At 60.8% G+C, this 22,641-nt stretch carries 19 protein-coding genes, 1 tRNA gene and 1 pseudogene; 11 read left to right on the top strand and 10 right to left on the bottom strand.

What is annotated here, in order from left to right:
• Window positions 1-13: 13 nt before the first annotated feature.
• Complete coding sequence (locus YUO_RS0108815) at window positions 14-1,441, bottom strand: FAD-binding oxidoreductase (RefSeq protein WP_028346907.1); 1,428 nt, start codon at window positions 1,439-1,441, stop codon at window positions 14-16.
• Window positions 1,442-1,466: 25 nt separating this feature from the next.
• Window positions 1,467-2,459: an L-threonylcarbamoyladenylate synthase gene (locus YUO_RS0108810; RefSeq protein WP_028346906.1), complete on the bottom strand. Its 993-nt coding sequence runs from the start codon at window positions 2,457-2,459 to the stop codon at window positions 1,467-1,469.
• Window positions 2,460-2,528: 69 nt separating this feature from the next.
• Between YUO_RS0108810 and YUO_RS0108805 the strand changes: the two genes are divergently transcribed.
• Window positions 2,529-2,605, top strand: a tRNA-Pro gene (locus YUO_RS0108805).
• 250 nt (window positions 2,606-2,855) lie between these two features.
• Here YUO_RS0108805 and YUO_RS40305 read toward each other — a convergent pair.
• From YUO_RS40305 to YUO_RS47680, 3 genes are all read right to left on the bottom strand, one after another.
• Complete coding sequence (locus YUO_RS40305; protein ID WP_156908555.1) at window positions 2,856-3,575, bottom strand: tyrosine-type recombinase/integrase; 720 nt, start codon at window positions 3,573-3,575, stop codon at window positions 2,856-2,858.
• A 163-nt stretch (window positions 3,576-3,738) separates the two neighbouring features.
• Entirely contained in the window at window positions 3,739-4,110 is a 372-nt protein-coding gene (locus tag YUO_RS0108795; RefSeq protein WP_028346905.1) for a hypothetical protein, read from the bottom strand.
• Between the two features lie 689 nt (window positions 4,111-4,799).
• Window positions 4,800-5,027, bottom strand: a complete 228-nt coding sequence (locus YUO_RS47680) for a c-type cytochrome (RefSeq protein ID WP_235782665.1) — start codon at window positions 5,025-5,027, stop codon at window positions 4,800-4,802.
• 949 nt (window positions 5,028-5,976) lie between these two features.
• On the opposite strand from YUO_RS47680, the gene YUO_RS0108785 reads away from it, so the two are divergent.
• Both YUO_RS0108785 and YUO_RS46110 read left to right on the top strand, forming a co-directional pair.
• Window positions 5,977-8,022 carry a sodium:solute symporter family protein gene (locus YUO_RS0108785; RefSeq protein ID WP_028346904.1) on the top strand — a complete coding sequence of 682 codons (2,046 nt, stop codon included), beginning with the start codon at window positions 5,977-5,979 and terminating at the stop codon, window positions 8,020-8,022.
• Between the two features lie 11 nt (window positions 8,023-8,033).
• Entirely contained in the window at window positions 8,034-8,177 is a 144-nt protein-coding gene (locus YUO_RS46110; RefSeq protein WP_156908554.1) for a hypothetical protein, read from the top strand.
• Window positions 8,178-8,298: 121 nt separating this feature from the next.
• Here the strand turns inward: YUO_RS46110 and YUO_RS0108775 are convergent, their stop codons facing one another.
• Complete coding sequence (locus tag YUO_RS0108775; RefSeq protein WP_028346903.1) at window positions 8,299-8,847, bottom strand: hypothetical protein; 549 nt, start codon at window positions 8,845-8,847, stop codon at window positions 8,299-8,301.
• Window positions 8,848-9,920: 1,073 nt separating this feature from the next.
• Here YUO_RS0108775 and YUO_RS0108770 point away from each other — a divergent pair.
• The 5 genes from YUO_RS0108770 to YUO_RS0108750 all read left to right on the top strand — a co-directional run bounded on the left by YUO_RS0108770 (window position 9,921) and on the right by YUO_RS0108750 (window position 14,625).
• A complete protein-coding gene (locus tag YUO_RS0108770) occupies window positions 9,921-11,285 on the top strand; it encodes an ABC transporter substrate-binding protein (RefSeq protein WP_198028015.1) in 1,365 nt (454 codons plus the stop codon).
• A gap of 171 nt (window positions 11,286-11,456) precedes the next feature.
• Window positions 11,457-12,284 (top strand): carbohydrate ABC transporter permease, encoded by an 828-nt coding sequence (locus YUO_RS0108765; RefSeq protein WP_198028014.1) that lies wholly within the window; start codon window positions 11,457-11,459, stop codon window positions 12,282-12,284.
• Entirely contained in the window at window positions 12,281-13,120 is an 840-nt protein-coding gene (locus tag YUO_RS40295; protein ID WP_051379336.1) for a carbohydrate ABC transporter permease, read from the top strand. The genes YUO_RS0108765 and YUO_RS40295 overlap by 4 nt, the downstream gene beginning before the upstream one ends.
• A gap of 14 nt (window positions 13,121-13,134) precedes the next feature.
• Entirely contained in the window at window positions 13,135-14,286 is a 1,152-nt protein-coding gene (locus YUO_RS40290; protein WP_051379335.1) for an ABC transporter ATP-binding protein, read from the top strand.
• Between the two features lie 18 nt (window positions 14,287-14,304).
• Window positions 14,305-14,625 carry an NIPSNAP family protein gene (locus YUO_RS0108750; protein ID WP_028346900.1) on the top strand — a complete coding sequence of 107 codons (321 nt, stop codon included), beginning with the start codon at window positions 14,305-14,307 and terminating at the stop codon, window positions 14,623-14,625.
• Here the strand turns inward: YUO_RS0108750 and YUO_RS0108745 are convergent.
• Window positions 14,574-15,206, bottom strand: coding sequence for an adenylate/guanylate cyclase domain-containing protein (locus YUO_RS0108745; protein WP_235782664.1), 633 nt, complete (start codon window positions 15,204-15,206; stop codon window positions 14,574-14,576). The two genes, YUO_RS0108750 and YUO_RS0108745, sit on opposite strands and share 52 nt — an antisense overlap.
• A gap of 121 nt (window positions 15,207-15,327) precedes the next feature.
• On the opposite strand from YUO_RS0108745, the gene YUO_RS0108740 reads away from it, so the two are divergent.
• The 3 genes and pseudogenes from YUO_RS0108740 (at window position 15,328) to YUO_RS0108730 (ending at window position 17,941) form a co-directional block, all read left to right on the top strand.
• Entirely contained in the window at window positions 15,328-15,813 is a 486-nt protein-coding gene (locus tag YUO_RS0108740; RefSeq protein ID WP_028346898.1) for an adenosine-specific kinase, read from the top strand.
• 93 nt (window positions 15,814-15,906) lie between these two features.
• Window positions 15,907-16,311 (top strand): annotated as a pseudogene (locus tag YUO_RS43745) (ATP-binding cassette domain-containing protein); the annotation flags it as partial.
• A gap of 214 nt (window positions 16,312-16,525) precedes the next feature.
• Window positions 16,526-17,941 carry a putative nucleotidyltransferase substrate binding domain-containing protein gene (locus YUO_RS0108730; RefSeq protein WP_028346896.1) on the top strand — a complete coding sequence of 472 codons (1,416 nt, stop codon included), beginning with the start codon at window positions 16,526-16,528 and terminating at the stop codon, window positions 17,939-17,941.
• Between the two features lie 26 nt (window positions 17,942-17,967).
• Here YUO_RS0108730 and YUO_RS0108725 read toward each other — a convergent pair whose 3' ends face one another.
• The 3 genes from YUO_RS0108725 to YUO_RS47120 all read right to left on the bottom strand — a co-directional run bounded on the left by YUO_RS0108725 (window position 17,968) and on the right by YUO_RS47120 (window position 22,392).
• Window positions 17,968-20,382: an ATP-binding protein gene (locus YUO_RS0108725; RefSeq protein ID WP_210163978.1), complete on the bottom strand. Its 2,415-nt coding sequence runs from the start codon at window positions 20,380-20,382 to the stop codon at window positions 17,968-17,970.
• Between the two features lie 360 nt (window positions 20,383-20,742).
• Entirely contained in the window at window positions 20,743-20,997 is a 255-nt protein-coding gene (locus YUO_RS40280) for a hypothetical protein (protein ID WP_063830282.1), read from the bottom strand.
• Window positions 20,998-21,063: 66 nt separating this feature from the next.
• Window positions 21,064-22,392 (bottom strand): exonuclease domain-containing protein, encoded by a 1,329-nt coding sequence (locus YUO_RS47120; protein WP_198028013.1) that lies wholly within the window; start codon window positions 22,390-22,392, stop codon window positions 21,064-21,066.
• Window positions 22,393-22,641: the final 249 nt, after the last annotated feature.

Genomic DNA, 22,641 nt, shown 5'->3' with positions numbered 1-22,641 from the left:
GTCGCTGATACGGTCACAGCACCTTGCCCGGATTCATGATGCCGAGCGGGTCGAGCATCGCCTTGATGCCGCGCATCAGTTCGATCGCAACCTTGTCCTTGACGTCGGGCAGTTCGTCGCGCTTGAGCACGCCGATGCCGTGCTCGGCGGAAATCGATCCACCCATCCGCAATACGATTTCGAACACGACCTCGTTGACCTCATGCCAGCGCGACATGAAATCGGCGGTGTTGCCGCCGATCGGCTGGCTGACATTGTAGTGGATGTTGCCGTCGCCGAGATGGCCGAACGGCACCGGCCGCGAGCCCGGAATGAGTTTTACAACGGCCGCGTTGGCTTCCTCGATAAAGGCGGGCACGGCCGCAACCGGCACCGAGATGTCGTGCTTGATCGAGCCGCCTTCCGGCTTCTGCGCGGCGGACATTTCATCGCGCAGTTTCCAGAACGCGGCGCGCTGCGAGAGATTCGCCGCGATCACGGCATCGTCGACGATGCCTTCCTCCATGCCTTTGGCGAGGATCGCTTCCAGCGCGTCACGCGCGTCGTCGCGCGAGGACGACAATTCCATCAGCACATACCAGGGATGTTTGGTCGAGAGCGGATCGCGGATGTCGACGCCGTGACGCAGGCTGAAATCGACGGCGATGTCGGCAAGCAATTCGAAGCTGGTGAGGCCGCCGGCGGCCTCATTCTGCGCGATCGACAACAGTTTTAGCGCCTGCGCCGGCGATTGGAGACCGACATAAGCGGTCTCCACCGCGCGCGGCTTCGGAAACAGTTTTAGCGTCGCCGCGGTGATGATGCCGAGCGTACCCTCGGCGCCGATGAAGAGGTTGCGCAAATCGTAGCCGGTGTTGTCCTTTTTCAGTTTGGACAATCCGTTCAGGATCCGGCCATCGGCGAGGACGACTTCGAGCCCGAGCGCCATCTCGCGCGCCACGCCATACGCCAGCGCCGCCGTGCCGCCGGCATTGGTGGAGAGATTGCCGCCGATGGTGCAGCTTCCTTCCGCACCGAGCGAGAGCGGGAACATGCGATCGACTTCGGCCGCGCGAGCTTGCGCGATCTGCAGCACCACGCCGGCCTCGCACGTCATGGTATTGGAGGCGGGATCGATCTCGCGAATTTTGTCCAGCCGCCGCAGCGAGACGACGACCTCGCCATTGTGCGGGGTCTGTCCGCCGACCAGCCCGGTGTTGCCGCCCTGCGGCACCAGCGCGATTTTGTATTCGCTGGCAAGCTTGCAGATCGCGGACACTTCTGCCGTCGAGCCCGGTCGCAGCACCAGCGGCGAGCGGCCGTGGAACAGGTCGCGTTCCTCGGTGACGTAAGGGGCGATATCGGCGGCATCGGTCACTGCATATTTGTCGCCGACGATGGCGCGGAACTTTGCGATCAACTCGGCGGGAAGCGGCGGTACGGAACCCTGAACGATATTCATTTTCTTCTCTTTCATTCCCGCCCGTTCATTCTCGCCCGACTGCTGCGCGGCGCAGCCGGTCGTTGATGGCTTCGCCCAATCCTTCGTCGGGGATTGGCATCACCGCGATGGTGCGCGCGCCTTTGCTGTCGAGCGTGCGAAGATGGCCGAACAGATTGGCGGCGGCCTCGTCGAGATCGCCACGCTCCGACAGATTCATCACGTGAGAGGCTGCGTCAATTCCCGAAATTGCTCCGAGGCCAAACGCGAGCAATGCTTCGCCCGGCTCGAGCGCGACGGCATTGAGCCGCACACGCGCGCGCGGCGCGTAGTGCGAGGCCAGCATGCCCGGCGCCAGCGGCTGGCCGTTGTCGCTCTCAGTGTCGGCCGGCGGCTGCAGCAGCGTGCGGCCCAGCACGCGCTCGATCTCGGCGCGCGGCAGGCCGCCGGGGCGCAGCAGCATCGGCGCGTCAAAGCAGCCGACGATTGTCGATTCGACGCCAACCTCGACCGCGCCGGCATCGACGATCAGGTCGATCCGCCCCGCGAGGTCGCTCTGCACATGGGCTGCGGTCGTCGGCGAGACATGCCCCGAAATGTTCGCGGACGGTGCGACCACCGGGCCGCCGAACTCACGCAAGATGTCGCGAGCCACCGGATGGGCCGGAATGCGGACCGCGACCGTATCGAGGCCGGCGGTGGCGAGATCGGCGACTGCGCAACCTTCCGTCTTCGGTAGTACCAGCGTCAGCGGGCCGGGCCAGAATGCTTCGGCCAGCGCCGTCGCAGCCGCATCAAAACGGGCGATCTCCCGCGCGGCCGCGACATCGCCGACATGGGCGATCAGCGGGTTGAACGCTGGCCGGCCCTTGGCCTGGTAGAGGCGGGCGATCGCGGCCGGATTGGTGGCATCGGCGCCAAGGCCGTAGACCGTCTCGGTCGGGAACGCCACCAGCCCGCCTTCTGAAAGGGCATGCGCGGCAGCCGCCACGGCGGCCGCGCCGGCGGGCAAAATCTCGGTTTTCAGGCCAACATTCACTGTGATTAATTTCCTTAATTCGGCTGCTTGCGGTCGCCGAAACCCAAGGCTATAAGCCGCGTTCCAAGTCGGAGTGTGGCTCAGCCCGGTAGAGCACTGCGTTCGGGACGCAGGGGTCGCAGGTTCGAATCCTGCCACTCCGACCATCCTTTCAAGTACTTATAGTTTCGATGTTTTTCGTGCGCAATGAAATGCGCAATGAATTGCAATTTGGGGCAGCTCTGGCCGTTAATACTGACCGGCATTTGCGCGCTGAAATCGTGCGTTAATGTCCTAGTGGACGATGGGATCGCTTTGCCAGACGGACATCCAGCACGGCAGCCTGGGCTGCTGTGAGGGCCGCGCAAGCGGAACTCGTGCTGTCGCAAACGATTGGCCTAAATTTCTGCTTCAAGATCAGCATCGCCCGCCAAACGCCTCAGCAGCCTCTTCCTGGAAGTCCGGGTGATGATGACCGTAGTTGGCTTCCAGCTGCTCCACCGTCATCCCGAGCCAGCCGGCGGCCTCCCACATGTCGACGCCGGCCTGCATCAGCCATGTAGCTGCGGTATGACGCAAAGAATGGCGGACCACATCATCGCCAAGCCCCGCGTCCTCCAGGATTCCTTCCCAAGCTGACCTGATCTTGCCCGCGAGCGGCGGGCCATCATGCATGCGGTTGACGACGAATCGGATTTGCTCGCCGTTCTCCAGGATGCCGGCGTTGCGCAGTTCAGCCGATCGCCTTTGGTCGATTTTGCGCCAGCGCACTAGGTGAGGGCGCCGACTAGCGATCTTTGTTGGTGGGCGCCGCTTCTTGGTTGACCGCTCCAAGGCACCTTTGCCCTGATAGACCATGGCCTCCAGATTCATCCACGGATGCGTGGTGGTGGGAAGCCACTGCGTACGCCGGATGGTTTCCTCGCGGCGCGCGCTGTAAATGCCAACCAAGCAAAAGCGGGCGGCCGGGTATCGGCGACAAATGATCCAACGCTCACGGCGCAACAGCGCGCCATCTTCCTTGCGCTTCCAGATCTTTCGTTCACTATCCCACACGTAGCCGATCGCGGCGCCCAACAGGCGTGCGGCCTCGTTGCGAGTGAGCCAGCGATGACGCCCTTCTGCTTTCGGGGGCAAGGTAATCTTCGGAACGACGCTTAGCGTGTGCTCCGCATGGTACGCGTTGACGGCAGCCCGCAAATCCTTGAGCCGACGTCGCGCGGTTTGGTCCGAGACTGTACCGTTGCGCGGCTTGATGTCGGCTTTCCTGTTGTGTCATTTGGTGTGCCCGTAGACCAGTCTACGAAATCACGGCAGAGCTGGGCTTTAAGTGCGCTGACCGTCTTGTCGCCAAAGAACGTGTGTTGAGGTCGAGCAGGCGAATGAGCAATAGATCGTGCTGTGCCGATGCGCGTTGGTCGCTCTTGTCCTTGGGCCGCTTTGAAATCTCGTAGGCGGTGAGAACATCAGCTATGGCGAGGACGCTCGGGTCAGTGGCGCCAATCGTGGTGGTATGCCGCGCGCCGATGTAGGTTTCGAGTGCCGTCGCAGCGCCATCAATGTCGTCGCGGCTGCAACCTGTGCGGATTTGGCGCCCGCGGTCGAGGATGAGCCAGGTTTCATCGTCCTCTCTGAAGCAGAGTCGCGGCGGCTTGGCTTTGCGACCCGGCATGACGGCTTCACCAATTTGCGGATTGCTCGAGGCGAAGTTAGATCCTTGCCTGCCACTTTGGCGATTTCAAGAGTCCCAGCTGCCGCTGCTCTGCGCAACGATGACAGTGTCAAGGGACCCTGAGGAAAGAACACAGCAGCGGCCTCGACAAGGGTCATTACTTCGTCGTCGACCCATTGGGCTGGATCCGGCCGCGCTTTCGCGCGTGCGAGCTTGTCGGTGTTGCGCTTTGCCATGAGTTGGACGCGGTACCAGTGAACTTGCGATGCCCTTGCCTCGCTCTGTTCGAGATGTACGCGAAATCTACCGCTGCAGAACCTTTTTGCCTCAGCTGGAAGGCAACCGGCGGCCTTGGAGTGCAAATCGGACGACTTCGCGGGGGATCGAATCCCTCACCCTCAGCCAAATAGCAATCAGACTACGAATCTGGGGGTCAGGAGTTCGAATCTCTTCGGGCGCGCCATTTCTGCCAAAACCAAATAAGCTTAGCGCCCTTAGTGCTTTTGCGAGATTGCTCGGGCGAGTTCTCGCGAAACGTCCTTGCCGCTTACCGATAAAGCTTCATCTCCGGTCGCGGATCCGGCTCGAAGCCGTCGCGATTGGGCATAGCCACTTTGGGTAAGGTGGCGGCATTCATCGTCTCGCTCGGCTTGATGATTGTCGCTTGCGCGAGGATATAGGCGACAACACTATAGACGTCGTCGCTTAGCGATCCGTTCGCATTGAACGGCATCGCCCGCTTCACGTAATCGAAAAGTGTCCGTGGCATAGGGCCAGTAACCTTCGACCGTCTTGGTCGGAATTTTCGTGGCAAGCGTGTCGCGTCCTCCGATCAGTTTGTCGCCGCCAACGCCCTTGCCTTCCAGATGATCGCCGTGACAGGAAGCGCAACTCTGCGCATAGATCTTGGCGCCCATAGTGGCGTCGCCGCTACCCGGCGGCAAGCCGCGCCCGTTAGGCGGGATCGCAAAGAACTTCGCAAGCTCTTGTTGCGTTGCCGGCGATCCGAAGCCGAAGTGCGGAGGGTCCTACGCCAGCGCGCCGACCGTCAATGTAAGGACAGCTAGACACGGCGATGCCGCACCGATCCAAACGTTACGCGTGAACATTGGTCACACTCGCGTCGGCGGCGTCGGCCCAGCTCTGGATGGCGTTCAGATGATAGATCGAGCCGAACGGCCCGTTCGATCCGCGGATGGCGACGAGTTTGCGCCGGCGTGGGCTGAGTGTAGCCGGTCTCGTCGGTGCACCGGCTTTGCAGCACGGCGGGCTTGCCGTCCCACATCCAGGGAAGCTGAAGCGTAATGCGAAAGTCTAATGTACGTAATGGACCTAAGTACCGAGTTAAAAATTGGAATCTGTTGGGTAGCAGAGTTTCGTTGCGCCTGACGGCAATTTGCGGGAGCGGACGAGACGCATGGAGATCGTCTAGATCGTCGGTCTCCCGATAAAACGGATCCGCAACGAGCACGACAACGGTGCCGCGAGGATTCGAGACACCGCCCAAGAATACAACAAAACATAAGAATAAGAAACGGGAGGAGGAGGCCCCAATGGCAAGGGGTACTGGCGAGGCTTGCCGGAGAGCGGCAGAGCCCTTTATGGGCGCCGCTATAGTTGCCCGTAGCCTCTTGGTGACCGCTTGGCGCTCCCATCGAGCAGCACTGCGATTTTCGATCTCCCACCCGTTCTCGCACGGTCGGGCCCGTGGGGCCGACCACGCTTATCGTCCTGATGGTTCCGGTTTGGAGGCCAGGGCACGGGCCGGCGCCTTTGCGCCCCGGCTAAGCCGCTTCAAAGCGGCTTAGCTGCCATAAGCCTTCGACCTCAGCGGTACCGGTCTGTAGACAAAGGGAGGAATCCGCCATGCCAGGTGAAACAGCATACAACTGGCCACTTATCTGGGGGGTGCTCATCGCAGTCGGGCTTTACTGGGCGTACTGCATTTACTGGAGCGTCATCGGATACCAGAGAGCCAAGTCGCTTGCCGGATGGGGCATCGCCGGGCGGACGCTTCCCGGCTGGCTCTTTGTGCTTTCCGCCTCTGCGACCTCGTTCAGTGCGTGGACCTATATGGGGCACCCTGGGACCGTCTACGCCGGCGGCATCGCCTACGCCTTCGCCGGCCTCTACGCCATCACGATCCCGTTCACAGGCGCCCTGTTCATCAAACGGCAATGGATGCTGGGCCGGAGGTATGGCTTCGTCACGCCACCCGAGCAGTATCGGACGATCTTCGACTCGTACTTCCTGGGAGTCATCATCGTCATTGTCTCGTTCCTGTACAGCTGCTTCTACGTGGCCGTCCAGCTTATCGGCTCCGGTCTCCTCTTCTCCGTGATCACCAACGGGTTCTTCCCGTTCTTCTTCGGAAGCGTGGCGCTTGCGCTGATCATGCTCATCTACGTGGCGGCCGGAGGTCTCAGGACCATCGCGTGGGTCGACGTCATCCAGTACTTCCTGACGTTCGGTGGGATCACCCTGATCGGCATCGGCGTACTCTACGGCCTAGGCGGCTGGGGTCCGTTCATGGAGCAGGCCTGGCAACTCTCCGGCTACTACACGAACTCCCACGGCGCGATCCACTGGGGCTGGAACTGGGTTGGTGACGTGGAGGGCTTGGGACCCAAGCCGCAGTGGACGGGCGTGATGATGCTCACCTACATGTTCGCCCTCGCAGGCATCCAGGCTTCCCCCGCCTTTACCATGTGGTCCTATAGCCTCAGGCATGCGCGGACGATCTCCTACCAGATCGTCGTCGGCATCGGGGTCGTCGTCACCGCGACGCTCGTCCTGTGGTCGGTGGTCCAGGGCGTCGGCGCGCAGATCCTCGCTCATCAGAATCCGGGCCAGTGGGGCACGGCTGAACTGGTAGAGTTCATCCGGGCCGCCGGCGCGGCGGGTGCCGGTTCCGACGGCGTGGTCCCGAAGTTGATGCTGACCTACCTCCCGTTAGCGCTCATCCCGCTGGCGGCGATCGGTCTGCTGGCTGCCGCTCAGTCCACAGCAGGGCCGTATGTTTCCTCGTTCGCGGCGATCGCGTCGCGCAACATCATCGGTGAGTGGCTCCTGTACCGAGCGCGAGGTGCCGCGGCGATCATGGGTCGTCCGGGCGTCATATCGGAGAATCCGGGAAATCCCGCGCATTCGGGAAACCCTGGGCCGTCGGGGAATCCCGAAGGCCGGCGTGGGGATGAGCCTATCCTGATCAGCGACGTATTCCCGGAGAAGTGGCAGGTCACCTGGTCGCGCATTTTCTGCCTAGTGCTGCTGAGCGCTTCCTTGTACGTCGCGTTCGCACAACATGACCTCATGGTGATGTTGGGCGGGTTGGCTGTCTCGTACGGCTTCCAGCTCTACCCGGCCCTGGTGGTGATCTGCTACGGCTTCCGCGGGTGGCCGATGCGCTGGACACCGCAGGGCGTAACGGCCGGTTTGCTCGTCGGAATCGTGGCGGTCACGCTGACGTACTATTGGCCGGCGTACCGCTACACGCTGAGCATCCACTCCGCCGGATGGGGGATCATCTTCAACATCCTCACCATCTGGGCGGTTTCCTCGTTCACCACCCCGAGCCGCCGGTACATCGAGTGGCAGAACTCGCTCGATGATTTCTTCAGGAAATACGACCCGGCCTACTACGAGCCGAGGGCCCAGGCTTGGCGGAAGTTCCTCTGGTTCTACATTCCGTTCTGGTGGATCATGTTTGTCGGGCCGGGGATCGAGTTGGGCAACGCCTTGGATCGCGTGGTGTTCGATCTTCCCGGAATCTGGACCTGGCTGATCCTGGGCGGCATCACCGGCGTGTTCCTCCTCTGGTCGATGGCCTTCCCGGCTCAGATGGCAACGGCACCCCGCCACACGCCTGAGCCGATCGACGAGGCGGCGCGGCAGTCCATCACCGAACGCTAAAGGGGAGAGCAATGAGTGCAGGGCTGAGTACGACCATCGTCACCGCATTGTGGGCGTTCCCGATCGTCGTCGCGCTCATCTTGATGAATATCTATTACCGGCCACCAACCCCGGACGAGATGAGAGAAGCTGACGAGGTCGCAACGAGACGATAGCTGTTCATCTGTCAGCGGATTCCAGGCGGCATACCGCCTGGAATCTTAATCTTAAGACGTGGATGCCCGCAACGAGCGACGACGAGCGCGGGCATGATGTGTCAAGTGTCGGCTGTATTGCTCACCTTCGGTTTGGTAGGGCGGATAGCTTCCCGCTCAGGAACCTGCAAAACGCATCGACCTGCTCCGGACTCCCCGGTGCCGTGTATCGCTTGCCGTGACGGAGGAGCAGCCAGAAGGGAAAGAACATCACGATGTGCCCGACAGAGGGCTTGGGATCGTCTCGCCTGATCCTCAGCTCCACCCAGTGCTCTCTCATAAACAGGCCAAGATGGAGGAAGACGGCACCGATCAGAAAGAGGAGGATGCTGATTGTCGTCGCCATCGGGGTTTCGAAACCGGTGAGGGCGCCCCCCGCCACGAATGCGATCCCCATGGCACTGCGAACGATGCCGCGCGACGCGCGGCGCTTCACGTCCGTCACTTCCTCGTAAGCGATGTCGATCAGCCTCTCTCCACGTTTACCGAAAAAGCGCCGATCAGTCGCGTAGATGTCCAGTCCCTTGCCCATGTCGAAGACAGCCTCCACCGACTCCCCCGACTTGAGCTTTGAGGCAACTACGGCGGGAACGTTTTCGGGGTCCGGACGTAAAGAGGACCGTGCTGCCATGACAATCAGTTACCTCTGATGGTCCGCCGTTTTTTAGCGGTCCCGTCGCCAGATCGAGCTCAGGAAACGCCGTTCGGTAGTTGTGATATCCGGCGGGGACCACCTATTACAATTCTATAATAATCTCAATAGCATACGAGTTCGCCGTTTTATTCTGGATGGCGCGCCATTCCAATCAAGCACTTAGAAAAGATCGCCGTTTGAGTTCGAAAGATTAAAACGGTTTTTCAAACGGCGGAATTTTCCTTGATCGGCTTAGCGGGAAGAGTGCGCGAGCGGCCGATGTCACAATTTAGGTCGCGAACGAACCCGCACTGCTTGTCGCCTGAGAACTCAGACCGTCTTTCGCAGCGCCGGTAAGAAGGATCGCCTATTGGATGTTCGATCCCGCTGTCCCATCCAGCCCGTTCCAGATTGGGAAGCCGGATGAAGTGTAGTCCGTACCGTGGGTTCGAATCCCACTCTCTCCGCCAGCCAAATTCGAGATGCCGTACAGCGGCGCTGTTGGTCTCAGGAACGCCAAGCTTTTCATAACATATTGATATAGCTTGGTAACTTTCTAGATTTGGCAAACTGCCTGATCGAGGAGCGTCATCTCCGCAACAATATTCACCGGCGTCGGGTCTCGATTGATCGGTTCGCCGAAGGCCTCAACCCATGTCGCATTCTGACCAGGCGCGTTCGGCCACTACCGAAGGACCGCGACACCGCGTCATCTCGGCAAGGCCGGACTTCCTCCGGCACAACGAACCTCAATACGCTGTGCTATGCTCTGTGATCGCGCTGGGAGCACCAGCAGTCTCGAGATTCGATCGCAGCTCTGTAGCCCCGAGGACCGCACGTAGGCGTTCTGCCGATTCTCGCGCAGCCGGACGCGTGGAACGCTGACGCTGATTGCGGCCAAAGGCGCGCCCAGCTGATTGAGGATCGGCGCCTAACATCGTCGTCAAAAGGCAAGACCGATGATGAGCACGCGAAGTGGTTCAAGCCGTCCACTCGCAGGCGAGACCGGCACCAGAAACGCCGACGACCGCACTGGCAGCGTCATTGCCGAAAACAAATGGGAGGAGACAATGCAGCGCATTGAAAGCGTTCGACAACTGGCTCTGAGCGTGACCTGCGCCATTCTGTTCGCGGGAACTGTGGCAGGTGCGGCGGTCGCCCAGACCAAGGTTGTGCGGGTTTGGCATACCGAGACCGACCCGGCCTCGGTGAAAGCGGTGGCGGAGATCGTCGAGCGCTTCGAGAAGGCGCATCCGGACATCAAGATCGAGGCCGAGGCATTGGCCTGGGGCGACCTGGAGCCAAAGATACAGGCCGCACTCGCCGCCGGCGCTCCACCCGAGCTCTCACACGGTCAACCCATCACTTGCACAGCGCTGCAGCAACAGGGTCTGCTACTGCCGCTCGACGACGTGGTGAAGGCCATTGGCGAGAGCAATGTCTGGGATCAGATCAAGCAGGTGTGCAGAGCTGACGGCAAGTATTATGGTCTCGTCCATGCCGCCGGTACATCACTGCTGATCTATCGTGCCGATTGGGCAAAGCAAAAAGGTTTGAAAGCACCTAAGACCTGGTCCGACCTCATAGCCAACGCGAAAGCGCTGACAATGGACACCAACGGCGATGGCAAGCCAGACGTGTATGGTCTCACCATTCCGGGCGATAACTTGTTCATCAACATCCTCGTTGGCGAGCTGATCGCGGCCAACGGCGGTCAACTCTTCGATGACAAGAACAAGCCGCTGTTCATCGACAAGAGAATGATCGAGGTGCTGAATTTCTGGAAAGAGCTCACCACGGCGCTGCCGCCGGGATGGGAAGGTCACGGCTATCTCGACACGTTCGCGAGTATGTACGGCCAGAAGGCGGCAATGATGTTCCAGGGCTACGGCCGCGGCGCGTCGCTGATCGAGAAATACGTCCCCAAGGAGATGCAGGATACAGATCACTTCGATGTCTGGATGAAGCCAGTCGGACCGAGCGGCAACAAGCCCGCCGTCCAGGTCGATGAGGAGCCCTGGATGCTGCTCAAGGGTTCGAAGAATCCGGAAGCCGCCAAGGAATTCCTGAAGTTCTTCTATAAGGACGAGAACTATATCGAGTACATCAAGTCGGTTCCGATCCACTTCTTCCCGATCACAAAGTCGCTTCGACAGTCGGCTGCTTACAAGGAAATCCCGATGGTGAAGCGCTGGGGCGGCTGGCTGGAAGTGCAGCAAGAGGCGCTCGATGGCGACCTCGCCAAGCCGACATTGGTCGTGAAATACGAGGACCTGAACACCAAACCTTACTTGATGCAGGTTCTCGGATCCGGCATCATCCGCGACATGGTGCTCGAAACAGTAGTGGAAGGAAAGAAGCCGGAAGAAGCCGCAGCCAAGGCGCAGGCTCGTGCCGAGGCGTTGATCAAGAAAGCCGGCTACGCCAAGTGGTGAAGCACGCGTGAGGCCGGAAGCGCGGGGGGCGAAGGCGCCACCCGCCGCAGGCTCGGTTACGTGTCGCCTCGCGCTCTTGAGTTACACATCATGCATTCGTCCCACCGCAGACGAACGGCCAGCGTGCAGACGTCCCAAGCGAGACTTGGCATTCTGCTCCTGCTGCCGGCCATGCTTCTGCTGGCGGGGCTGACACTCTATCCTGTCCTCTACGGGGTTTGGCTGAGCCTGCATCACAAGCATTCGTTCTTTCCCCAGCAGAGCTGGGCAGGCCTGGAGAACTATTGGTTCCTGCTCGCCGATCCTGAGTTCAGCGAGAGCGTCTGGCGCGGCGTCGTCTACTCGGTTTCGACGATTACGCTCCAAATCATTATCGGCGTAGGGGCGGCGCTTGCTCTCAATCAGTACTTTCCCGGACGCAGTCTGGTGCGCGGGATCGTTCTTTTCCCGTACGTGATCCCGACCGTCGTGGCCGTGATCCTTTGGAAATGGCTTCTCAACAACCAGTTCGGCCTCATCAATTATGGGATGGTGATGCTCGGCCTGACTGACGAGCCGATCAACTGGATGGGCCGCACTTACATCATGACGTCCCTGATCCTGATCTCGGTATGGCAGTTCTTTCCTTTTGTCGTTCTCGCGGTCCTGGCGCGCCTGCAGACCATTCCAACCGAGCTCTATGAAGCGGCGCGTGTGGACGGAGCCGGCCCATTGAGCCGCTTTCTTTACGTGACGCTGCCGCAATTGGCATCGGTTCTCTTCATCGTCGTGCTGCTTCGCACGATCTGGATGTTCACCAAATTCGACACCGTTTGGCTGATGACCCAGGGTGGCGGCGCTGAAAAATATATCCGCACCTTGCCGGTTTACGCTTATCTGCGCGCCTTCCATTACTATGAAGCGGGCACGGGAGCGGCTGCCTCGGTGGTCATGTTCTTGCTGCTGGTGGTCTTCGCTGCCGTCTATTTCATGATGTTCAGGCGAGAGGAACAGCTATGAATCGCCGTTCCGCGTTTTTTTTGCAGCGCTTTTCGCTCGCCCTGGCCATCATCGCGTTGCTGTTGTTCACAGCTTTCCCGTTCGCATGGATGGCGGCGACCGCATTCAAGCCGTCGCAAGAGGTATTCTACTGGCCGCCGCGCTTCTTCCCCGAACAGGCGACGCTATCCAATATTGCGCGGCTGTTTGAGGAGACGCGCTTCCTCGACTATTTCCGCAACAGCGTCGTTGTCGCGTCGGCAACGGTGTTGTTGACGCTCGCCCTGGCCACGCCCGGCGCGTACAGCCTGACACGTTTCCGCTTCCGCGGCCGCGAGACGCTGGCGGCGACAATACTGTTCACCTACATGTTCGCGCCGATCATGATCATCATTCCGTTCTACGTAATGGTGCGCTATTTCGGCATCGCCAATACCCATCTCGCCCTTGTTCTCGGATACACGGCATTCAGCATGCCGTTTGCGTTATGGATGTTGCGTACTTTCTTCCAGAGTATCCCGCTTGATCTGGAAGAGGCGGCGCTGACTGATGGCGCCGATCGTGGACGTGCTGTTCTGTACGTCGTTCTTCCGATGGCACTGCCGGGCATTATCGCGACAGGCATCTTTACGTTCATCCTCGCCTGGAACGACTATATTTTCGTTCGCATCCTGATCACCTCCGACGAATTGAAGACGCTGCCGATCGGCATTGCCGATCTCTACAATTCCAGCGTCATCGATTGGGGAATGATCATGGCCAGCGGGATGCTGGTGATTGTTCCCGTCGTGATCGTGTTCTCTTTCATTCAGAAGTTTCTCGTCGCCGGCTGGGGCGGTGGCGGCGTGAAAGGCTAGGGGGCCGCAAACGCATGACCGAGATCCGGCTTGAAAGACTGACGAAGCGCTTCGGCAGTGTCGCGGTGATCCATGGCATCGACCTCGTCATCGCGGAGGGCGAGTTTGCGGTCCTCGTTGGTCCTTCGGGCTGCGGAAAGACAACGACACTGCGGATGATCGCCGGGCTGGAGGACGTCAGCGAGGGTTCGATTCGTTTCGACGGCAAGGCGGTGGAGCTTCTGGCGCCGAAAGATCGCGACATCGCGATGGTGTTCCAGTCATACGCGCTTTATCCGCACATGACAGTGCGCGGCAATCTCGCCTTCAGCCTCAAAATGAAGGGCGTTCCAAGGGCGGAGCGCGAACGCCTGGTGCAGCGGGCCGCGACAATGCTGGGGATCGAATCCCTGCTCGATCGCAAACCGCGGCAACTTTCGGGCGGACAGCGCCAACGGGTGGCGATGGGTCGTGCCATCGTGCGCGAGCCGCGTGCCTTCCTGTTCGACGAACCCCTGAGCAATCTCGATGCCGCATTGCGGGCTCAGATGCGGATCGAGATCAAGCGCATTCATCAGCGCCTCAAGNCCACCGTCGTCTATGTNACGCACGATCAGATCGAAGCGATGACGCTGGCTGACAAGATTGTCGTTATGCGCAGCGGGCGCATCGAGCAAGTCGGCGATCCCATGTCGGTTTATCGGGCGCCGCTGAACAAGTTTGTGGCCGGCTTCATCGGCTCGCCGAAAATGAACTTCATGGCGGCGCGACTTGTTCTCGAAAAGGGCGAATTGAGAGCTGAACTGCGCAACGGCGCTGCGATTNCTTTGCCGCGCGACCGGTTCGCCTCTTATNGCGCCTATGCGGNAGCTGAAGTNGAGATTGGCTTGCGCCCCGAGCANCTCACCGACCGTGCNGANCCGCCAGATGGCGATTGCCANTTTCTGGATGGCGTNGTCGACGTGATCGAGCCNATGGGGGCCACAAGCCTGATCACCTTCACGCTCGCTGGCGNCGCCTATAATGCNATCGGCGACGCTNGCCGCGTGCGCGGCGCCGGCGAGCCTTTACGGCTATGCGCGCAGCTTCGGCATATGCACCTGATCGATCCCCAGACCGAACGCGTGGTGCCGCCGCTNGAAAGCGNCACCGNGGCACCGNAACATGCGCACCGNCTNGCCNTCTGACTATCGCGAGGACNTCCTATGNTCATTGATCATCGCACCTACACGATGCATCCCCTGAAACTTGGCAAATGGCTCAAGCTCTATGAGGAATTCGGCTTGCCGGTCCAGCTTCGACACCTCGGCAACTTGATCGGCTTCTTTCAGACCGAGATCGGTCCGCTGAACCAGGTCGTGCACCTCTGGGGCTTCGATACGCTTGAAGAGCGGCAGCGCCGTCGGGCGGCTATGGCCATCGACCCCGACTGGCAGGAGTTTCTTCGGCGCAACGAAGAACTAGGGGCGCTACTCTACCAGGAGGACAAGATCGTGATGCCAGTCAGCTTCTCACCCATCAAGTGATCAAACATCATTTCCAGCCACCGCACCTTGGCCCGTTGCAGAGGCCCGGTTGCCGGAGTTCCCGATGGCGAGAGCTGCGAATTGCTGGGAGCACTGCTTAGGCGCATCCGGATATCATTGGTGTGATAGCTGGCCACGCCATGGTCAGCATGGTGCCGGAGGAATTCTTCCACCAGCTCGAGCGAGTGCGCGAGATTTCCGGCATCGAACGTCGCGTGGATTCCTTCCCACTCGTTGCAGAACTGTCTTCCGACTCTGACGCGCATTCGCGCGTGCATCTGATCTCGAAGATCGGGATTTTTCGCGAAGCCCTTCGGGCTATCGACACTGCGAAACAGAAAATGAGCCTCCGCGCGCAATATGATTTGATCACTCACCAGGGCCTTGGTGCCGTAGGTCTTGTTCAATGCCGCAGGCCGTGCCGCCAGATTCACCGTGGTGCCGAGCACAGTGTAATTCATGCGATCGGCTGAGCCGATATTGCCGACCACGATGTTTCCGACATGCAGGCCTAACGTGATCGGGATCCGTCGCCGGCGTTCCACATCGCCCGTCACGGCATCGCCGATGAACTTGTCCACGGTGCCTTTGGTTGACATGATGTCAGGGCAGTAAGGGACGAAATCGGCCGCCTATGGCGGCTTGCAATCACCTTCCGGCGGCCTACCATGGACTGCCTAGCTCACCTGCAGGAGCGCAGCCATGGAACTCACCGTGGTGCCCATCGTCAAGCCGGACGACGTCAACTTCATTTTCGGCCAGTCGCATTTCATCAAGACCGTGGAAGACCTCCACGAGGCGCTGGTGGGCGCGGTTCCGCGCATCCGCTTCGGGCTGGCCTTCTGCGAGGCCTCCGGTAAGCGGCTGGTGCGCTGGTCGGGCAATGACGAAGCCGCCCTCGCCCTCGCACGCGACAATGCGTTGGCTATCGGCGCCGGCCACACTTTCCTAATCTTCCTGGGCGACGGGTTCTTTCCCGTCAACGTGCTGGCTGCGGTGCGCGCGGTGCCGGAAGTCTGCCGCATCTATTGCGCGACGGCCAACCCGACACAGGTAATCGTCGCGCAAACGGAGCTGGGCCGCGGTGTGCTCGGCGTGGTGGATGGCGCCTCGCCGCTGGGTGTCGAAACCGACGCCGACATTGCGTGGCGGAAAGACCTGTTGCGCAAGATCGGCTACAAGCTCTAGTGGCTGGATGAAGCACGCCCGCTTTCGACGTGACCAAGCTCGGCATCTCGCAGGTCTTCGAGGGCCGGCGCGTCTTCGAGCACGCTCACTACGGAGGAGAACCTGGTCGCCGGCGCACGTCTGCAGCGCGACGCTGCAAAGGTGCACAGCGGGATCGAGCGCGTGTATGCCTACTTCCCCATCCTGACGAACCGGCGCGCACAGCTGTCAGGGTATCTCTCGGGAGTTGAGCAGCAGATGCTGGTGATCGGCCGTGCGCTGATGTCGGAGCCGAAAGTCATCCTGCTGGACGAGCCCTCGCTCGGCCTGGCGCCGATGCTGGTTGAGGAGATCTTCGGCATCGTGCACCAGCTGGTGAAGGGAAGCTCGCCGTGCTGCTGGTCGAGCAGAATGCCACCATGGCGCTTGAGGTCGCCGATCATGGCTACGTCATGGAGATTGGCCGTATCATTCTGGAGGGCAGCGCCGAACAGTGCGTTCGAACTCCGACATTCGTGAGTTCTACCTGGGACTGAACGAGCCGGCCCACGCAAATCCGATCGCGACGTGAAGCGCTGCAAGTGGCGCAAGCGCTGGCTTTCTTGATCGCCCACGCGCAGAATGCCGGCGTGAGATGGAAGCCTGATGGTCGTGCTGGGAGCATGTGGGTCCGCGGAGCAAGCCACCCTTGAGTACGCAAACCGAGATCTTTCGGCGACTCGTACGCGACCATATGCGACCGCCGCCTGTGCGTGTTGCACCGAGCGCGACGGTGAGCGAGGTCGTGAGCCTGATGACGACGACGCCCGCGTCCTGTGCAGTCATCATCGATGGTGCGGGCCGGCCCAGGGGCATCGTGACGGAACAGGACGTCGTGCGTCGGATCGCGTGGCGTACGGAGCGCGATCAAGGCGTCGAGTCGGTGATGACGTCGCCGGTCGTCGTGACGGGGGCCGACGACTACCTTTTCCAGGCGGTCGCCTTAATGCGCCGTAGCAAGCTTCGGCATGTCCCTGTCGTGGACTGGAGCGGAGCGATGATCGGCATGCTCGCCCTGGACGAAGCGCTCGCCTCGTTGTCGAGCGAGAGTATGTCGCTCATCGAGCAGCTCACGCACGAGGAGAGCGTCGAGGGCCTGCACCTCATAAAGCAGGCGCAGGCCCAGCTTGCCAGCGCACTGTTGGAGAACAACGTTCCGGCGCCAGAGGTGCAGTCGCTGCTCACGGAGATCAACAACGATATCCACCGGCGCGTCTTGAGGCTGGTCGAAGCGGCGATGCGCGACGACGGTTGGGGCGAGCCTTCTGCGCGATTCGCTCTCATTATCATGGGGTCGGGTGGGCGCGGCGAAAACTTTCTAGCGCCCGACCAGGACAATGGCTTCATCCTCGCTGACGACGTCGGCGGCCAGTGCAAGCGTGCGGACGCATATTTTCTGGAGCTTGCCGAGCGCATGACGCGGATGCTCGACGCGGTCGGCTTTCGTCTCTGCATCGGCGATGTCATGGCCACCAATCCCGTCTGGCGCAAGAGCCTGTCGGATTGGCGCCGACAGATCGACAGCTGGATCAGGCGGCGCGAGTCCGAGATGCTGTTGAACTGCGATATCTTCTTCGATTTCCGTCATGCGTTCGGCGATCCCGCACTTTCAAGCGAGCTCCGCGCCCATGTCACCGCAGTAGTGTCGGAGTACCCTCAGTTCCTCCGACACCTGTTCGCGATCGAAGCCGAGCACAAGGTGGCACTCGGCTGGTTCGGACGCTTGCGCAAGGAGTACCATGGGGACGATCGGCAGGGTGTGGTGAACCTGAAGCTTCGTGGAACGCTACCGCTCGTGGAAGGTGTGCGGCTGCTTGCGCTTAAAGCCGGCATTCCGGCCACGTCGACTCTCACCCGGCTTGACTGCCTCAAGGAGAAGGGGGTCATCAGCGCTGGAGATCATGAGGATCTTGCCGACGCGTTCAGGCATATGACCCGTCTCATGCTGCGCCAGCAGCTGGAGGACTTCAAGGCCGGGCGCAAGATCACCAACTACGTCCCCGTGGCTGATCTCTCACAACGCGATAACAAACATCTCGTGGCGTCTTTCCGCGCCATCGAAAACCTGCGTGCAACACTGAATATGGAATTCGCGGAACGCTCGCTCTAGCTGGCGCGCAACCCGCCGAGTTGCCGTCAAGTGATCTCGCGAGCGGCCGTTGCCTGGAGGAGCTCGGCCGAAGAGGCGGCCGAAGGGATGCGGACGAAAAAAGTCGCACCCTGGCCGAGTTCGCTCTCGACCCAGATGGTGCCCCCGAAGCGCTCAAGGATATGCAAGCTGATCGGCAGCCCGAGACCGGTGCCCTGCGGCTTGCCGATCAATGTGTCGCCCGCCTGGCGGAAGCGCTCGAAAATCTTCTTGTGATCCTCCTTGGCGATGCCGACACCATTGTCACGCACGCTGACCAGGACGGACCCCGCTTCTGCTCGCCCCACAATGGTTATCAAACCATTGTCCTTGTCGCAGAACTTGACCGCGTTGGAAATCAAATTGACCAGCACTTGCGTGATCCGGTCGGCGTCAACGAGAACCCTCGGAAGATCCTCGGCCACGCGACACTCAAGCTTGATTCGAGGGTTCTTGGCAAAGAGGCCGGCCGTTGCGGCGAGCGCGTTGTCGATCACCTTCCTTGGCTCGATCCTGGCCAGTTGCCAATCCGTCTGGCCGGCTTCCATCTTGGCGAGGTCGAGGATGTCGTTGACAAGCCTGGTCAGGCGCTCGGTTTCCTGAACGATAGTACCAAGGAACATCTTGCGCTGCTCGACGGGAATGTCCGGATTGTCGTGCACGATCTCGCTGAAGGAGCGGATCGAGGTGAGCGGTGTCCTGAACTCATGGCTGATCGTCGAGACAAAGTCGTCCTTCATCTTGTCGAGCTCCTTGAGCCGCTCGTTGGCCGCCCTGAGCTCCGCCGTCGCAGCCTCGAGCTGCTGCGACTTCTCCTCCAGCTGACGGCTATAGACAACGAGTTGAGAAGCCTCGTCGAGAATCTGCATGACCTCGTCGATGTCGTGCATCTCCTCCCGCAATACTGACGCAATCATGATCCGCGCAGAGGCCGCGCCAATGGCACCAGCGAGTTGCCGCTCGGCGTAATGCACGACGTCTGCGTCCGCCGCATGCGCATCGTCGAGCCGGCGCCCTCGGTCGCGCTCGAAGCGCTGGAAGGCCTGGTCCGTCAGGGTCTCACCGATGAAGCGGTTCGAGAGGCGACGGAGGTCGCCAATAGTGGCCCTGCCACGCCAAATGCGCGCGCCCTCGGATGGCTGCTTGAAGATGTCTACGAACTGTACCGCTTGGCTGCGTTCTATCATGGTCTGCGTCGTCATGAGCGATACAGCAATATACAAGCCGATATTGATCACCAAAGTCCAGAACAGGGCGTGCGCGATGGGATCGAGGCCGGAAAGCCCGAGCAACGCGTACGGCCTCAACAGCGCAAGTTCCCACGGGCCGTCCTGCAGGAAGCTCTCTGAGATCCACCCGGATCGTGCGAACGAAGGCAGTAGCAGGGTGTAGATCCACACCAGGAACCCGGTGCTCAACCCAGCCAGTGCGCCGAGTCGGGTCGCTCCCTTCCACAGGATGCCGCCGAGGATGGCAGGTGCGAATTGTGCAGCGGCGACGAATGACATCAGCCCGATGGAGACGAGCGCGTAGGATTCGCCGATCAGCCGGACATACGCGTAGCCGAGCAGGATCACGAAGATGATGGCGCTGCGGCGGATGGCAAGCATTAGGCCAGACAGATCCTTTCGCTCCGAGAGATGCAGGCGGCCGAAGCGCAACAGGAGGGGCATGACGAGATCGTTCGACACCATGGTGGCCAGGGCAATGGTTTCGACAATGATCATGCCCGTTGCCGCGGAGAGGCCGCCGATGAATGCGAACAGCGCGATGGTCCAAAAATGCTCAGCCATCGGCACAGTCAACACGAAGGTGTCGGTATCGACGGTATTTCCGGGAAAGTGGAGGAGCCCACCAAAAGCGATCGGCAAGACGAAAATGTTGATGAGCAGCAGGTAGAGCGGGAACAGCCAGATCGCCTTCTTGATGTGGCGCTCATCCACATTCTCGACCACCAGCACCTGAAACTGGCGCGGCAGCAAGACAATGGCTGCCATCGAGACCAGCGTCAGCGAAATCCAGCTCGTGTACCCGCCGGCTGCCTCGAGCGTAAAGAGACGCGCGAGGGCTGGATCGGTGGCCGCGCGCGAGAACACTTCGCCGAAGCCGCCATAGATGCCGAAGGTGACGAACAGCCCAACCGCCAGGAAAGCGAACAGCTTGACTACCGACTCGAAGGCAATCGCCGCCACCATGCCCTCATGACGCTCGCTGGCATCGATGTGCCGCGTGCCAAACAAGATGGCAAATGCGGCCATGATCACCGCGACGTAGAGCGCCGTGTCCTGCAGAACCGGTGTCGAGCCAAGCTTGGCCGGCATCACGATGTCCGGGTAGTGCCGGAGCACGGCGAAGCTCGTCGAGATCGCCTTCAGCTGCAGTGAGATGTACGGCATGATGCCGACGACCGCGATGATGGTCACCAACCCGCCCAGGAAGGAACTCTTGCCATAGCGCGAGGCAACGAAGTCGGCAATCGAGGTAATGCGATTGACCTTGCTGATGCGGATGATCTTGCGGATCAGAAACCAGCCAAGGATGAACGTCAGCGTCGGGCCGAGATAAATGGGCATGAAACTGACGCCCGAAGACGCGGCTCGTCCGACGCTACCGTAGAAGGTCCAGGCTGTAGCGTACACGGCGATGGACAGCGCAAAGATGTAGGGGCTCGCGATAATGCTCCGACCCTGATCCGCGCGGCGGTCACCATAGTAGGCGATGGCGAACAGGATCGAGAGATAGAGGAAGGATACCGTAACTATGACGTACCCGCCCGGCATGGCTCAGACTCGCGGTGCGCGGTTGGTGCCATGGTCGGGATCGGCGCCAGGCTCGCTTTCGGCAATCTCCTCGTCGGGGTCCGGCCGCTCGACGATCAACGCCGTGAGGGCGATCAGCAACACCCAGGAGAAAAATAAATAGAGGTAAAGCGGCGGTACCCCGCCCACTAAGGTGGCCTTGTCGAAGGTGCCGATCAGCGGCGGTGTGAGCAGAAGCAAACCGAACAGGAACAAGCCGATCAAGCGCTCGCCGATCAATCCTCGCCTTGGCATGGTATCACCTCGATGTGTGCTTCGCTGCGTCCCTGCCGCGACAGCGCGAGATCACATAAGTTGTGCCTGCTGACGACGCTGCTCCATCATCCGCCTTGAGATCCTGGCGGCTTGACCGAGCGTCTCGATTCCGCGGGCTTTCAACAGATCCAGGAGCTTCACGAAGATCGCAGCCGTGGTCATGGCGTCGCCGATTGCGGTGTGCCTGCGAATGACCTCGACACCCAGTCGTTCTGCTGTGGCGGTCAGCGAAAAATCGGACACATCCGGCTGCAGATACACGGACAGAAGCAGGGCATCGAGCACCGGGTTGTCGAATTTAACGCCTGCCGGCTCGGCTCCGTTCTCAAGGAATTTCATGTCGAACGCGGCATTATAGGCGACGAGCACGGAGTCACCGATGAAGGACCTGAACTGTGGCAAGATGACATGGGCAGGGGGCTTGTCGCGCACCATTTCGGTGGTGATGCCGTGAATTCGCGTGGAGCTGGCCGGGATAACGCGGCCCGGATTAATCAGCCGCTCGAACGTCTCGCCCGTCAGAATGCGGCCATTAACCACACGAACCGCTCCGATCGAGATGAGCTCATCGCCCTCGTTGGGCCTGAAGCCGGTGGTCTCGGTGTCGAATACGACCAGGTCGAGCTTGCGCAACGGCGTGTCCCTGATTGCCTCAGTCGGAAGAGCAAACAGGTCGAAGTCGTATAGCTCCGGCATCGGCACAACGCGGTCCGGGCGTTCCCGGGCGGGCGGCTCTTCGGTCTTCCTCAGCGGCAATCTGAGGCACGTGCGCCCCTCTGACAGCGCCTGGCTCCATAGCTCGCTGCCATGCTGCTCCACGATCTGGCGGACTGTGCGGTTGCCGATCGTTCCCTTCAGCGGCTCGGACAGCCAGGCTTCGATGATCGCCGAGACGAGCGGCGCGCCGTCCCAAACCACCTCGACGTAGACGTATTTGTCTTGCACCACGGCACCGATATCGAAGGCGGCTTTCGCCGTGTGCCTGGCAACGGCGCGGATGAGATGCTCGAGCGCCAGCACCAGCGAGTGGCTGTCGGCATGAATCCAGACCGGCACGCCCACGGGCGTGACCTGGATGCCATCGGCGTCTGCCAAATGCCTGCTGACGGCGCGGAACAGATCCAGCGAGTAAATGTCGGCCAACGGCCACTGACCCGTCGCAAGGCGTTCGTAACGCTGCGCAACGTCGGTAAAGCTCCGATTGAGCGCTTCGACCTCCTTGCCAACGACGTCTTGAAAGACGCGGCGCTCGCTCGCTTCGAGCTCCCCCGCCAGCATCTCGGTCGCGGCGCGCAAGCTTGCAAGTGGCCGTCGCCATTCCATGGCGACTTCACGCAAAACCGCATCGCGCTGGGCCACGTTTTCGAGTTCGGCGCCGACATCGGCAAAGGTCAACACGTAACCTGAGGCGCGGCCCGAAGGTTCGCGCACCAGGCTGAGCCTCGCCTGCAGCAAAGTCGCAAGGTCGACCGACGCACAGACGAAGCGGCGCGTCGTGGAATCGAGCGTCGATTCTCCGGTGGACTGGGCTTCATCGCCGGCTGCGTCCTCTGACCGTTGCAGGAGCAGATCAAGCATCAATAGCACGGGCTCTCGCGTGAGCACGCC

This window comes from Bradyrhizobium murdochi (assembly GCF_000472965.1).
Taxonomy (GTDB): Bacteria; Pseudomonadota; Alphaproteobacteria; order Rhizobiales; family Xanthobacteraceae; genus Bradyrhizobium; species Bradyrhizobium murdochi.
This window is presented reverse-complemented; position numbering and strand designations above follow the sequence as displayed.

Bases quoted from the DNA above. Each gene is read 5' to 3' on its own strand.
- YUO_RS0108740 (WP_028346898.1), top strand. From the start codon at position 15,328: ATGGAACTCACCGTGGTGCCCATCGTCAAGCCGGACGACGTCAACTTC.
- YUO_RS40295 (WP_051379336.1), top strand. From the start codon at position 12,281: ATGAATCGCCGTTCCGCGTTTTTTTTGCAGCGCTTTTCGCTCGCCCTG.
- YUO_RS46110 (WP_156908554.1), top strand. From the start codon at position 8,034: ATGAGTGCAGGGCTGAGTACGACCATCGTCACCGCATTGTGGGCGTTC.
- YUO_RS0108730 (WP_028346896.1), top strand. From the start codon at position 16,526: ATGCGACCGCCGCCTGTGCGTGTTGCACCGAGCGCGACGGTGAGCGAG.
- YUO_RS0108785 (WP_028346904.1), top strand. From the start codon at position 5,977: ATGCCAGGTGAAACAGCATACAACTGGCCACTTATCTGGGGGGTGCTC.
- YUO_RS47680 (WP_235782665.1), bottom strand. From the start codon at position 5,027: ATGGGCGCCAAGATCTATGCGCAGAGTTGCGCTTCCTGTCACGGCGAT.
- YUO_RS0108770 (WP_198028015.1), top strand. From the start codon at position 9,921: ATGCAGCGCATTGAAAGCGTTCGACAACTGGCTCTGAGCGTGACCTGC.
- YUO_RS0108765 (WP_198028014.1), top strand. From the start codon at position 11,457: ATGCTTCTGCTGGCGGGGCTGACACTCTATCCTGTCCTCTACGGGGTT.
- YUO_RS0108775 (WP_028346903.1), bottom strand. From the start codon at position 8,847: ATGGCAGCACGGTCCTCTTTACGTCCGGACCCCGAAAACGTTCCCGCC.
- YUO_RS0108795 (WP_028346905.1), bottom strand. From the start codon at position 4,110: ATGCCGGGTCGCAAAGCCAAGCCGCCGCGACTCTGCTTCAGAGAGGAC.
- YUO_RS0108815 (WP_028346907.1), bottom strand. From the start codon at position 1,441: ATGAATATCGTTCAGGGTTCCGTACCGCCGCTTCCCGCCGAGTTGATC.